At 36.6% G+C, this 12,675-nt stretch carries 14 protein-coding genes; 5 read left to right on the top strand and 9 right to left on the bottom strand.

All coding sequences use genetic code 11. The features are described from left to right. Positions 1-43 precede the first annotated feature (43 nt). Together A5819_RS09690 and A5819_RS09685 are read right to left on the bottom strand one after the other, a co-directional pair. Positions 44-694: an HAD family hydrolase gene (locus A5819_RS09690; protein WP_086278606.1), complete on the bottom strand. Its 651-nt coding sequence runs from the start codon at positions 692-694 to the stop codon at positions 44-46. 22 nt (positions 695-716) lie between these two features. Beyond that, on the bottom strand, positions 717-1,586 hold the full coding sequence (locus tag A5819_RS09685) for an SPFH domain-containing protein (RefSeq protein WP_086278605.1): 870 nt from the start codon (positions 1,584-1,586) through the stop codon (positions 717-719). A gap of 167 nt (positions 1,587-1,753) precedes the next feature. On the opposite strand from A5819_RS09685, the gene A5819_RS09680 reads away from it, so the two are divergent. After that, entirely contained in the window at positions 1,754-2,725 is a 972-nt protein-coding gene (locus tag A5819_RS09680) for a ring-cleaving dioxygenase (protein ID WP_086278604.1), read from the top strand. A gap of 24 nt (positions 2,726-2,749) precedes the next feature. Then, on the top strand, positions 2,750-3,370 hold the full coding sequence (locus A5819_RS09675) for a flavin reductase family protein (RefSeq protein WP_086278603.1): 621 nt from the start codon (positions 2,750-2,752) through the stop codon (positions 3,368-3,370). 47 nt (positions 3,371-3,417) lie between these two features. On the opposite strand, the gene A5819_RS09670 is transcribed toward A5819_RS09675, so the two are convergent. The 4 genes from A5819_RS09670 to A5819_RS09655 form a co-directional block, all read right to left on the bottom strand. Beyond that, positions 3,418-3,786 (bottom strand): iron-sulfur cluster biosynthesis family protein, encoded by a 369-nt coding sequence (locus A5819_RS09670; protein ID WP_086278602.1) that lies wholly within the window; start codon positions 3,784-3,786, stop codon positions 3,418-3,420. A gap of 261 nt (positions 3,787-4,047) precedes the next feature. After that, complete coding sequence (locus A5819_RS09665) at positions 4,048-4,539, bottom strand: gamma carbonic anhydrase family protein (protein ID WP_086278601.1); 492 nt, start codon at positions 4,537-4,539, stop codon at positions 4,048-4,050. A 122-nt stretch (positions 4,540-4,661) separates the two neighbouring features. Next, complete coding sequence (efrB, locus tag A5819_RS09660) at positions 4,662-6,428, bottom strand: multidrug efflux ABC transporter subunit EfrB (RefSeq protein WP_086278600.1); 1,767 nt, start codon at positions 6,426-6,428, stop codon at positions 4,662-4,664. Continuing rightward, positions 6,425-8,155, bottom strand: coding sequence for an ABC transporter ATP-binding protein (locus tag A5819_RS09655; RefSeq protein WP_086278599.1), 1,731 nt, complete (start codon positions 8,153-8,155; stop codon positions 6,425-6,427). The genes efrB and A5819_RS09655 overlap by 4 nt, the downstream gene beginning before the upstream one ends. Positions 8,156-8,349: 194 nt before the next feature. Between A5819_RS09655 and A5819_RS09650 the strand changes: the two genes are divergently transcribed. The 3 genes from A5819_RS09650 to A5819_RS09640 all read left to right on the top strand — a co-directional run bounded on the left by A5819_RS09650 (position 8,350) and on the right by A5819_RS09640 (position 10,914). Continuing rightward, a complete protein-coding gene (locus A5819_RS09650) occupies positions 8,350-8,739 on the top strand; it encodes a YbaN family protein (protein ID WP_086278598.1) in 390 nt (129 codons plus the stop codon). Between the two features lie 290 nt (positions 8,740-9,029). After that, positions 9,030-9,242 (top strand): DNA-directed RNA polymerase subunit epsilon, encoded by a 213-nt coding sequence (locus A5819_RS09645; RefSeq protein WP_086278597.1) that lies wholly within the window; start codon positions 9,030-9,032, stop codon positions 9,240-9,242. 1 nt (position 9,243) lies between these two features. Beyond that, positions 9,244-10,914: a ribonuclease J1 gene (locus tag A5819_RS09640; RefSeq protein ID WP_086278596.1), complete on the top strand. Its 1,671-nt coding sequence runs from the start codon at positions 9,244-9,246 to the stop codon at positions 10,912-10,914. A 60-nt stretch (positions 10,915-10,974) separates the two neighbouring features. On the opposite strand, the gene A5819_RS09635 is transcribed toward A5819_RS09640, so the two are convergent. The 3 genes from A5819_RS09635 to A5819_RS09625 are packed head-to-tail and all read right to left on the bottom strand — an operon-like array spanning position 10,975 to position 12,629. After that, positions 10,975-12,195, bottom strand: coding sequence for a glycosyltransferase (locus tag A5819_RS09635; RefSeq protein ID WP_086278595.1), 1,221 nt, complete (start codon positions 12,193-12,195; stop codon positions 10,975-10,977). Next, a complete protein-coding gene (locus tag A5819_RS09630) occupies positions 12,192-12,371 on the bottom strand; it encodes a hypothetical protein (protein ID WP_086278594.1) in 180 nt (59 codons plus the stop codon). Before A5819_RS09630 ends, A5819_RS09635 begins: the two co-directional genes overlap by 4 nt. Before the next feature lie 60 nt (positions 12,372-12,431). Beyond that, positions 12,432-12,629: a MerR family DNA-binding transcriptional regulator gene (locus A5819_RS09625; protein ID WP_086278593.1), complete on the bottom strand. Its 198-nt coding sequence runs from the start codon at positions 12,627-12,629 to the stop codon at positions 12,432-12,434. Between the last annotated feature and the right edge of the window lie 46 nt (positions 12,630-12,675).

The following is a 12,675-nucleotide window of genomic DNA, read 5'->3' as shown; positions in this document are numbered from 1 at the left end:
TAAGTAAAAGAGCTATTTGCCTAAAATAAGCAAACAGCTCTTTTTAATTAATAATTATTTTTCTGATTTCTTCAGGTGTGTTAACAATATAATCTGCCCCAGCCGCCGCTAACTCTGTCCAATCACCAAATCCATACAATACACCAATACAAGCTAAATCATTTTCTTTTGCACCAACTATGTCGTGACTGCGGTCACCGATCATTAGTATTTCTTCATGATGAGTGAGTTTCGCTTCTTTTAGTGCATAACGAATGACATCGGCTTTTTTTGAGCGTTCTCCGTCTAAGCTAGCTCCGTAAATCTTCTCAAAATAATGGTTAAGTTCAAAATGAGTTAAGATTTGTTTTGCATAGATCTCAGGTTTTGACGTTGCGATATACAGTGTACATCCGGCGTTTTTCAGTGCTGTTAACAATTCTGGAATACCAGTATATACATAATTTTCGTACATTCCTGTTGCTTGATAGTAGTCTCGATAATAGTTTACCGCTTGTTCGGTTGCTTGATCATCTAAATGGTATTGCTTTTTAAATGTATCATTTAAAGGTGGGCCAATAAAGGAGTATAGTTCTGTGTGAGGCGGTACCTTTAAATTCATTTTCTTTAATGCGTAAACGACAGAATGAATGATCCCTTCACCAGAATCTGTAATAGTTCCATCTAAATCAAATAAAATTGTTTTATACTGCATAAAAAACTCACTTTCTTTTATTCTATCGTTCGTGAACATCACCAGTATTGATCACAGGCTGTGTCCCTTTATCGGTTATGATCGATACTAAGAGATTATTAATTAATTGAACTTTACGATCATCTGTAAAATTGATCTTTTGACCATCCTCAATTTGCTCTAACGCCATTTGCGTCATAGATACCGCACCTTCAACGATAATCTGACGTGCAGAGAGGATCGCTTTAGCTTGTTGTCTTTGTAGCATCGCACTAGCAATTTCAGTCGCATATGCTAAGTGATTTAATCGTGTTTCGATCACTTCAACACCTGCTGCCGCTAAACGGTCTTGTAATTCTTTTGCCAACTCTTCTGAAACTTCATTGGTATTTCCTCTTAGAGTCAGGTCATCTTCATTGAATGTATCATATGGGTATTGGGTAGCAATATGACGAATCGCGGTCTCGCTTTGAATTTCCACAAAATCTTGATAACGGTCAACATCGAATAATGCTTTCGCTGTATCAACCACTTTAAAAACAACAACAGCAGAAATTTCAACTGGGTTTCCGTCTGAATCATTGACTTTTAACAATGAACTATTAAAATTTCGCACTTTTAATGACACATTGATTTTTTGTGTCAGAGGAGTTGTCACAAACAGTCCATTATCTTTGATTGTCCCTAAATATTGTCCAAAAAATAAAATTGCTTTGGCTTGATTTGGACTAACGATTGTTAATGAGCTTAAAAATAAAGCAGAAATCACCCATAATACAAACCCAATCGTAATCATGCTAAAGCGTTCATCTGTTACCCCGACATAAAAAGAATAGCTACCGATCACAAGTAAAATAATCAACACAACTAGCGCAATGTAACCATTGACGTGAAACGTTTTTTTCTCTTCCATCCTTTTCCCCTACCTTCTTTACCTAGTTAATAATCTTATGGTACTCTTCTTTATTCTTTCTAGCAATAGTTAGGAAAAGAGAAAAGAGTTGCTTAATTCTGAGTTTAGATGTAAACTTACTTTTAGTAAGTAAAAACAAATAAAAATCAACTTGGAGGTTTTATATTATGGAAACACAAATTCGCGGTATTCATCACGTTACAGCAATGACATCTAGTGCAGAAAAAATTTATCGGTTCTTTACAGATCTTTTAGGATTGCGATTAATCAAAAAAACTGTCAATCAAGATGACATTGAAACATACCATTTATTTTTTGCGGACGATCTTGGCTCTGCTGGTACAGATATGACCTTTTTCGATTTCCCTGGAATCCCTAAAGGCTCTAAGGGAACAAATGCTATTTCACGCACCTCGTTTCGTGTTAAAAATGATGCGGCTTTAACTTATTGGATCGATCGTTTTAATGAACATAAAATCGATCATGGTGAAATTCAAGAACGTTTCGGTAAAAAATATTTAGAGTTTGAAGATTTCGATCAACAACAATATCAATTGATTTCTGATGAAATGAACCATGGTGTCCCTAGCGGTACTCCCTGGAAGAAAACAGATGTCCCTGCTGAACACGCTTTGACTGGATTAGGTCCAGTGTTTGTAACAGTAGCAGATTTCGATCATATGCAACGCGTTTTGGTTGAGGTACTAGGGTTTAAATTAGTCGATGCTGAAGGGCATTTCCATTTATTTGAAGTGGCTGAGGGCGGCAATGGCGCTAGTATTATTGTAGAACATCGTGATGACCTTCCAGAAGCGCAAGAAGGTTTTGGTAATGTTCATCATTTAGCATTACGTGTAGCAGATCAAGAAGCTTTACGTTTTTGGATTGAGAAAATCAATCGCCTGCAATTTCCTAACTCTGGTTTCGTTGAGCGTTTTTATTTCAAATCTGATTATTTTAGAGCTGCTCCGCATATTTTATTTGAGTTAGCAACAGATGGCCCTGGTTTCTTACAAGATGAAACCTATGAAGCTGCTGGCGAAAAACTTTCTTTACCACCCTTTTTAGAAAGTAAAAGAACAGAAATCGAAGAATTTGTTCGTCCTTTTGATACATCTGATGCGAATAAACCGCGTTAATCACAATAGAATTGGAGAAAATCTATGTTGCATTATCCGACTAGCCAATTAACCTCAAAACAAGCATACAAATTTTTATCTGGCAGTATTATTCCACGACCGATTGCTTGGGTAACGACTCTAAATCAAGAACACGGAACCATCAATGCTGCACCGTTTAGTTTTTTCAACGCTGTAGCTTCTGATATTCCGTTAGTAACTTTAGCCATTCTCAGACGAGCTGGTTCAATCAAAGATACGGCTAGAAATATCTTAGCAACGAATGAACTCGTGATCCATTTAGTCGATGATCATGTGGTTGAATCGATGAATAAAACAGCAGCTTCTTTTGAGCCGGAACAAAGTGAAATCACGATCAATGAGATCGAAACTACTGCAAGTAACTCAGTTACAGTACCTGGAATCACAGCCGCACCAATTCGAATGGAAGCACGTCTCCATCAGTATGTGCCCATTAAGAATCATGAAGAGCAGATCATTACTGATTTATTTATTTTAGAAATCACTGATTTTCATTTTGCTGAAACTGTTTTTGATAAGGAAAATGAGTATATTTTACCAGAAGAATTTAATCCAATCGCACGATTGGCTGGAAATACTTATAGTCATATTGACGGATTGTTTGATTTAAAACGACCAGATTAAAAAAGAGATGAGACAACACTACAAATCACTGCTGTCTCATCTCTTTTTTAGTGTTCTACAGTTTGTTCTGGTCGCAAATCAACAATCGGTACATTGCCATCTAAAACACCACTTAGGCTTTTCAATTTAAATACCTGCAAACGCGGATCGACTTCCAACGTCATTTCTTCATCCAAATATCGTTTAGAATAATCCTTGATGTATACCGATCCGATATCCGAATCTAAAGATAAATTAAAATCTGATTTATCTTGTAGCTGATCCAATAGCAACAAACGGAAACTTGTGTCTAAGGAACAAACACCCATTTTTGAATAGCGACCAACACCATCATCTAGATCTAAAATAATCACAGCTTTACGTTCAATATAAGGAGTCAATTTTATCTGTGCTTCATCGCTGACATGTAAAAACATCTAGTTCGCCCTTCTTTCTTTGCTTAATACACTAATCCTACCATCTAAATATGACTTTTCCGAAAGATATGCACTAGTTTCCTACTCAAAAGATGACGGTAACTCTGTTATTTGTTGAAAACTCGTATGCAACCGCTTCTGCCATTCGTTGGTTTGCTTTACCGTTACCATAAGGGTTTTAAGTATGTGCATTTTGAATTGCTTCTGGTCTTGTACCAAAAACTGTCATTACCTTGATTTTTTCATCTGTAGTTCTTCCTCTCACGTTAGTTTCGGGTACTTTTCAGCTACAAAATCTTTTGACAGGTCAACATAGTGCTGAGCATTTTCTTTATTTTTACGGATCTCTTCTCTAGTTAACGGACGAATGACTTTAACCGGTCGACCAAATGCTAAAACGTTTGGCGGAATCTCAGCCCCCTCCGTCACTAAAGAACCTGCACCAATCAAACTATTTTTCCCAATCGTTGCATGATTTAAAATGGTTGAACTCATACCGATCAAAGCTCCATCTTCTATTGTACAGCCATGAAGCATACAGTGATGTCCAATTGTGACGTTTTCACCAATCACGACAGGAGCATCCTGATCAACATGAATCACAGTGCCATCCTGCACATTGCTTCCTGAATGGATTGTAATCGTATTATTATCTCCCCGTAGCACCGATTGAAACCAGATACTCGTATCTTTTCCAAGCACTACATTGCCGTAAACGTCTGCACTTGATGCAATAAAATATTCTTTTGTCATGCTTTCCACCTCTTCTACTATCTTTAGTATAGCAAACTTGAGTAAATTACATGGTCATAAACGCCCTTACGTTATACAAAAAAGAAGGGACACTATTATTCAGTGTCCCTTCTTCATAGCAATTATTCATAGTCGCCATCTTCAGCAAATTGGCTATTATAAAGTTTTTCATAAAAACCGCCTTGTTCTAACAGCTCGTTATGCGTTCCTTTTTCAATGATTTCACCTTGATTCATCACAAGGATTAAATCCGCCTCACGAATTGTTGATAAACGGTGAGCGATCACAAAACTTGTGCGCCCTTCCATTACTCGTTCCATTGCTTTTTGAATCAATGCTTCTAAGCGAGTATCCACAGAACTTGTTGCTTCATCTAAAATCAAAATTCTTGGATCAGAAATCACTGCTCTAGCAATCGTCAACAATTGCTTTTGCCCAAGAGACACGTTGTCTCCTTCAGAATTGATTTCCATCTCATAACCATCTGGCATTGTCCGGATAAAGTGGTCAACATTGGCTGTTTTAGCCGCATCTACTACTTCATAGTCTGTTGCGTCTAATTTACCAAAACGAATATTATCGGCAATCGTTCCTTCATATAACCAAGCATCTTGTAAGACCATACCGAAAACCGAACGAACATCACTACGATCCATTTTTTTCGTATCGATTCCATCGATTTTGATTGCCCCATCCGTAACGTCATAAAAACGCATCAATAAATTGATCAACGTGGTTTTTCCTGCGCCAGTGGGCCCAACGATTGCAACCGTTTGACCCGCTTGTACTTCAAAGTTCAAGTTTCGGATCAATGGTTTAGCAGGATCATAGCTAAAGCTAACATTATCAAATTGAACTGAGCCTTGAACCTTTTCCGGTAATGGGATATCGTGCTCATTTAATTCTTCTTCAGGCTCATCTAAAATTTCAAATACACGTGTTGTTGCTGCCGAAGCACTTTGTAATGCTGCTGACAATTGCGTGATATTCCCCATTGGCTGACTGATCTGCCAAATATATTGAATGAACGCTTGTAATTGTCCGACTACGATTGCACCAGTAATAACATAGTAACTACCTAAAACAGCCATACCGATATACGTACCATAAGCGGTCATTTGTACTAAAGGTAGCATCAAACCTGAAATAAAAGTTGCTTTAAACCCAAAGCTATTCAAATTATGGTTGACTTTTTTAAAGCCTTGCAAGGTTTCTGATTCACGACCATAGAGTTTTAACACACTAAAGCCTGTCATATTTTCTTGCACATACCCATTTAAATTTCCAAGTGCATTTTGCATACCTTGGAAGTATTTTTGTGAAACCCCAACGATCGTTTTTGAAATCAATAGTGACAATGGAATCATGATGATTGATATCAGTGCCATTAACCAATTGATGTAAAACATCATCACAACAGCCATCACTATTCCTAGAATAGCTGAAACGATATTAATGAAACTTTGTTGCATTGCATTACTCACTGCATCCACATCATTGGTTACACGAGATAAAATATTTCCTTGTTGGTTTTTATCGAAATAAGAAACGGGTAGACGATTGATTTTTTCATCGATATCCCGACGCAAGTCACGCATAGAATGCTGAACGACTGCTGCCATCAAATATCCTGATAAAAATTGCGCTGCACAATACCCTAAACCGACAATCAAAATCCAAATCAGACATTGAATGATATAAGCGTAATTCAAACCTGTTCCTTGTGCAACATTCTTACTAATCTCAGTGATCGGTAATCCAGAAACGTACGGCATTGCAGCATTAAAAGCCACCGTTAAAACAGTAAAGATGATCACTAAAATGAAAGTTCCTTTATAAGGATTAATATATCTGCCTAACCGTTTAATCGAAGAGAGTGCGTTTTTCATGCTAATTCCTCCTCTGACAATTGAGAAGCAGCAATATCATAATAGATAGGACAATTCTCAAGTAATTCACGATGGGTACCGATGCCAACGACATCCCCTTCATTTAGCACCACGATCTTATCTGCATGCATGATCGTTCCCACACGTTGTGCGACGATCAAAACAGTTGATTCGGTTGTTTCTTTTTTCAAACGAGCTCTTAAATTAGCATCTGTTTGATAATCTAAAGCTGAAAAACTATCATCAAATATATAAACTTCTGGACGACGAATCACAGCTCTGGCAATTGCCAAACGTTGTTTTTGCCCCCCTGAAAAGTTTGTTCCACCTTCTGATAAAAGTTCATCATAACCATCTGGCTTTTGTGAAATAAACTCTGTTGCTTGGGCGATTTCTGCAGCTAATTCCATTTCTTCAATTGTTGCATCTTCTTTACCATAACGCATATTTTCTGCGATTGTTCCGGTAAATAGCAACGCTTTTTGCGGAATATAACCGATTTTATTACGTAAAGCACTCAGTTTATAATCGCGCACATCTACACCATCAAGTAAAACTTCACCTTCAGAAACATCATAGAAACGTGGGATCAATTGGATCAGCGTTGATTTCCCACTACCAGTACTCCCAATAAATGCCACAGTTTCTCCTGGAGAAGCTGTAAAACTAACATTACGTATCACAGGACTTTCTGAATGTCCTGGGTAAGCAAATGTAACATTTTTAAATTCTAAGTAGCCTTTAGTCTTCGTTTCAGTGATTCCAGCTTCATTTTCACGAATCACAGGTTCCATATCAAAGGCTTCTTGAATCCGACGCGCTGAAACAGCCGCACGTGGATACATCATAAAGACACTTGCAAAAAGCATAAATGAGAACAATGCGTGGAAAATATATTCAATAAAGGCAATCAAATCCCCTACTAATAAACTGCCTTGGTCGATCTGAAGGGCACCATTCCAAATAATCAACACCATTACGATATTAAATAGGAAGAAAAATCCTGGTTGAGCTGCCGCCATCAAACGGAAAAGGCTCTTAGAACTTTTTGTATAATCCTCATTGACTTTGCTAAAACGACTTTCTTCAAACTTCTCATTAACAAACGCCCGGATCACGCGCAGACCAGAAAGATTTTCTCTTAATATCCCGTTGATTCTGTCTAAGTTCTTTTGTTGCTTGTTTGATAAAGGTTCAGAAACTTTGGCAATCAGGACAACTGCTGCCAATAGAAACGGTAAAGCACCTAAAACAAACCAACCTAGCGAAGGGCTTGTTCGCATAACCATATATAAACTGACAAAAAACATCATCGGTGTCATAAAACCGATTCGTAAAATATTCCCCATAAACAACATGATTTGATACGCATCATTGGTTGTTCTTGTAATCAGTGATGAAACACCGATCGTTTCATATTCACGATGGGAAAAAGTCTGTACTTTTTCAAATAGATCATCACGAATATCGCGAACAATATTTGTTGTCATGCGTGCCCCAAAATAGCCTAACATGATATTCATCACCACACCGACAACCGTGATCCCGATCATTAACAATCCTTGTTGTTTTACATAATCGTAATCATTGTTTTTGATTCCAACATCGATCATTCGTGCTAAGATCGTCGGTAACCCTAGTTCTATCAATATAAATCCAAAAACACAAATGAAATCTAAAAATAATAGCTTCTTATATCTCATCGTGTAACGCCACATCAATTTCAATCGATCATCTCCTATTCCAATTTTTGACCCAGTACTTCCACTATAGCATAAAACTAATGGCTAGGTAAATTATATTTAAATGAAAATCGCTCCCTTTTCAACTGAATAATAAACTAGACCATTTTTACTATGCTATAATAAAAGTTACTTTACTTTTCGTAACAAAATCAGAGGAAAGCGATGGAATCAAATCAATGAAAAAAATGCTTTATATGTTTTTAGGTTGCCTTACATTCGGACTTGGAACAGTAGGAATTTTCCTACCAATTTTACCCACAGCGATTTTTTATATCTTGACCGCATTTTTCTGGATGCGCAGTTCTGACTATTTATATACTAAATTTATTGAATCGAGCTATTATCAAAAGTATATTCAAGAATCTATCGTTGAAAAGAAAATTACGCCACTAGGTCGTGTAAAACTATTTTCAACTTTGTTTGTGGTTTTTGCAATTCCATGTGTCATTGTCCGTAATCCATTTATGACAACGACTTTAGCCATCGTCTATTTAATGCATCTAATTGGGTTAAATTTGTATTTCAATAAAAAGAAAGGGACTCCTTTAAATCAACCAAATGAATAATAGAGTTTCTTTAAAGTCACAAGTCTGTTTCTATACTTATTTCCTATTTTATGATAAAATACCATTAATTGTTGTACACACAACACAAAGGACGGTTGAAAGAAAGTACAGGTGCCATAAAACAAGTAACGTGAAGCAAAGTCGAGGCTTCATTTCATCATCAACAAAGGTTCTTGATGACAATTGTTTTTAAGGTGGACAGCCACCTCATTTTGTTGTGTTCAAAATTACAGTAAGAAAATAATAAAAATAAATAACTAACTGCTTAAGCAGATAAAGGAGAAAAAACGATGATTTATAAAGTTTATTATCAAGAAACAAAAACAAGAAACCCAAAAAGAGAAGATACAAAATCGATTTATGTAGAAGCGGAAAATGACGTGATCGTACGTCAACAAGTAGAAGAAAATACCCCATACAATATTGAGTATATCCAAGCACTTGATGAAAATCATTTAGCTTATGAAACAGAGCACGCGGAATTCTCTTTAACGGAGTTTTAATATGAAAGTAAATATAAAAAACAATGAAACCGGCGTTTTTGCAATAGGCGGTTTGGGCGAGATTGGAAAAAACACTTATGGGGTTCAATTTCAAGATGAAATCATCATTATTGATGCTGGGATCAAGTTTCCAGAAGATGATTTACTTGGAATCGACTATGTTATTCCAGATTATAGCTACATCGTTCAAAACCTGCATAAAGTCAAAGCGTTAGTTATCACTCATGGTCACGAAGATCATATTGGTGGCGTTCCGTATTTATTACGTCAAGCTAATATCCCGATTTACGCGGGTCCCTTGGCTTTAGCTTTGATCACGAATAAACTGGATGAACATGGACTATTGCGTGATGCTGAGATGCATGAAATCAATGAAGATACTGTGATTCGTTTCCGCAAGACAGCGGTCAGCTTTTTCAGAACAACGCACAGTATTCCTGATGCATTAGGTGTTGTTGTTAAAACACCATCTGGAAATATTGTTGCAACAGGCGATTTCAAGTTTGACTTTACACCAGTTGGTGAACCAGCAAACTTACATCGTATGGCAAAATTAGGTGAAGAAGGCGTTTTGTGTCTATTATCAGATAGTACCAACGCTGAAATCCCAACATTTACTAAATCAGAGAAAACAATCGGATCTTCTATTTTGAAGATTTTTGAAAAAATCGATGGTAGAATCATCTTTGCAAGTTTTGCCTCAAATATTTTCCGTCTGCAACAAGCTGCTGATGCCGCGGTTGCAACGGGACGTAAAATTGCAGTATTTGGCCGTAGTATGGAAAATGCGATCGTCAATGGCGAACAACTAGGTTATATCAATGTACCTAAAGGAACCTTTGTCGATGCCTCTGAGCTTAACCAACTACCGGCTAATGAGACCATGATCTTATGTACGGGTTCTCAAGGTGAACCGATGGCAGCATTAAGTCGGATCGCTAATGGAACACACCGTCAAATCTCCGTACAACCTGGTGATACAGTAATCTTTTCAAGTTCACCGATTCCAGGAAATACAACGAGTGTTAATCGTTTGATCAACTTGCTTTCAGAAGCAGGAGCTGAAGTTATTCATGGTAAAATCAACAATATCCATACTTCAGGTCACGGTGGTCAAGAAGAGCAAAAACTAATGTTGAGCTTAATGAAACCTAAATATTTCGTTCCTGTTCATGGTGAATTTAGAATGTTGAAAATCCATGCATCGTTAGCACAAGATGTCGGTGTTCCTGCTGAAAATTGTTTTATTATGGAGAATGGTGATGTATTGGCTTTAACAGCTGATGACGCTCGTATTGCAGGACATTTCAATGCAAATGATGTGTATGTAGACGGTAATGGTGTCGGTGATATCGGCAATGTTGTTTTACGTGACCGTCGAATTCTTTCAGAAGAGGGCTTAGTTTTAGCTGTAGCAACAGTTGATATTAAAAATAAAGAAATTCTAGCTGGTCCAGATATTTTATCTCGTGGATTCGTTTATATGAGAGAGTCAGGCGAAATGATCCACGAAGGACAGCGTTTATTATTTAACGCAATCCGCGAAGCATTGCGGGATGACAATTGTACAGAAGCAAAATTGTGTGATGCAATCACAGCTGCTCTACAACCGTTCTTGTTTGAAAAAACAGAACGTCACCCAATGATTTTGCCAATGATCATGACTTCATGAGTTTTACCTATTATAAAAGCCAAAACAGGGATAAAAAAACATTCCTGTTCTGGCTTTTTTTTATTTAGTAACAGTCGTTAAAAATTGCATAAGTTCTTGGGCTGCTAACTTACTCCCCTTATGTGGTTTTAATTCTTGCTGTAGCTTTTTAGCTTGCTGCTCATAGACTGAATGATTCAAAAGTGCTTGAAGATTCTGCTTAAACAAATACTGATCCTTTAATTTGCTTTTTTTTATTTGAATTGCATTACCATACTTAGTGCAACAGCTGATATTATACTCTTGTTCTTTCTGTAAACCAATGCCGATAAATGGCTTCCCAGCGAGGCATGCGGTCTGAACCGTTCCTTCTCCACCATGAAGAACACAAGGTGTTACTTTATTTTGCACCTCCATTGCAGGTAACCAATCATAAAGATGTACATTTACAGGAAGTTGCTCTATTTGTTTTTCTGTTAAGTAACTTCTCATTGGGCTGATCACCTCAACATCTAATCCATCAAAATTACGTAATAACTCAAAAATGAGTTGACGATTAGTCGAACTTCCCATACTACAATAAATAAGAGGTTTTGTACTTGTTTCTAGCAACTGTTGTAACTGAGTTGGTATCTTTTCATTTAAATTCGCAAAAATAGGCCCAACATAAATACTGTCACTTGGTAAATTAGGATTATTAGTTAATAATTCAGGTGTAGTGATACAATTTAAATCAGCGGACACAGCGTCGATCGTATAGTTAAATCGATCTTTTACATCATACTCTTCTATCAGCTTTTTAATATTTTTTGGAAGCCATTTTAAATGTAAAATAAAAGATTGTGCTAGTTTTTTTAAATAGGGATTTGAATCTTTCATAAATAGTGGTCCTTCTACATGAGTCCGACTATAAGCATAGGGCTTAACATAAATCAATGGAACCTTTTTGACACGTGCACTAATCAATAAACTGATCGTAGAACCAATGATTATCCCGTCTGGATTAAGCTTCTTAATCAATTTTAATTCATTTTCGATCCTCATTTTCAACGTTTCATAGGTAAAAGGAATTTTGAACGATTTCATTTGATCAAAGTTCATGATGTTAACGATATCTGTTTCTGTTAAATGAGGTGATAAATAGTTAAATTCAAACCCTGCTTCTTCAATAAAGTCAGCAAATTTCCGACTATAGCCCATAAAAACACAGTTAGCTTCGGCCTGACATTCTTTGGCGACTTCGATCATTCTAGTTGTTTCAGCTAAATTAAAAGTTTCTGGTGCGAATAATAATGTTTTCATTGAATTATTACCCCAGGTGTTGAAATCATATGATAGATTTGCTCAACATAAGAATCGATTGCACGTTCTTCCTCATCGTTAAGATCTTTTATTTCTGGGACTTTTTCGAATAATGATACCATTTGCTGATAATAGTCGATTTTATCTTGGAATAGCTTTTTCTTAGCCTTTATCAATTTTTCTGTTTTTTCTCTGCAGTCAGTCGTGGTCTTATCTGAGATTAAACCTAATAGTGTTTACATTTCTTCAAGGTTAAATTCACCATATTTCATTACCAAAATGTATTTGATCATTAATAAATCGATCTTTTGATACACTCGATAACCGTTGTCTTCTCTACTCGGTTTTAGTAAGTCAATCTTATCATAATATCGCAAGGTTGATTTTGGGACTCCAAGTATTTTAGCGGCTTCTTTTACTGTTTTTCCTGTCATTTGATTCCTCCGATTACTTTTTTTGTACTATAACATGAAACCTAAC

The sequence above is a fragment of the Enterococcus sp. 7E2_DIV0204 genome (genome assembly GCF_002140855.1).
GTDB lineage: Bacteria > Bacillota > Bacilli > Lactobacillales > Enterococcaceae > Enterococcus_L > Enterococcus_L lemimoniae.
This window is presented reverse-complemented; position numbering and strand designations above follow the sequence as displayed.

Coding starts and splice junctions, on each gene's coding strand:
- A5819_RS09665 (WP_086278601.1), bottom strand. CDS start 4,539: ATGACAAAAGAATATTTTATTGCATCAAGTGCAGACGTTTACGGCAAT.
- A5819_RS09675 (WP_086278603.1), top strand. CDS start 2,750: ATGTTGCATTATCCGACTAGCCAATTAACCTCAAAACAAGCATACAAA.
- A5819_RS09670 (WP_086278602.1), bottom strand. CDS start 3,786: ATGTTTTTACATGTCAGCGATGAAGCACAGATAAAATTGACTCCTTAT.
- A5819_RS09650 (WP_086278598.1), top strand. CDS start 8,350: ATGAAAAAAATGCTTTATATGTTTTTAGGTTGCCTTACATTCGGACTT.
- A5819_RS09640 (WP_086278596.1), top strand. CDS start 9,244: ATGAAAGTAAATATAAAAAACAATGAAACCGGCGTTTTTGCAATAGGC.
- A5819_RS09635 (WP_086278595.1), bottom strand. CDS start 12,195: ATGAAAACATTATTATTCGCACCAGAAACTTTTAATTTAGCTGAAACA.
- A5819_RS09685 (WP_086278605.1), bottom strand. CDS start 1,586: ATGGAAGAGAAAAAAACGTTTCACGTCAATGGTTACATTGCGCTAGTT.
- A5819_RS09645 (WP_086278597.1), top strand. CDS start 9,030: ATGATTTATAAAGTTTATTATCAAGAAACAAAAACAAGAAACCCAAAA.
- efrB (WP_086278600.1), bottom strand. CDS start 6,428: ATGAAAAACGCACTCTCTTCGATTAAACGGTTAGGCAGATATATTAAT.
- A5819_RS09690 (WP_086278606.1), bottom strand. CDS start 694: ATGCAGTATAAAACAATTTTATTTGATTTAGATGGAACTATTACAGAT.
- A5819_RS09625 (WP_086278593.1), bottom strand. CDS start 12,629: ATGACAGGAAAAACAGTAAAAGAAGCCGCTAAAATACTTGGAGTCCCA.
- A5819_RS09680 (WP_086278604.1), top strand. CDS start 1,754: ATGGAAACACAAATTCGCGGTATTCATCACGTTACAGCAATGACATCT.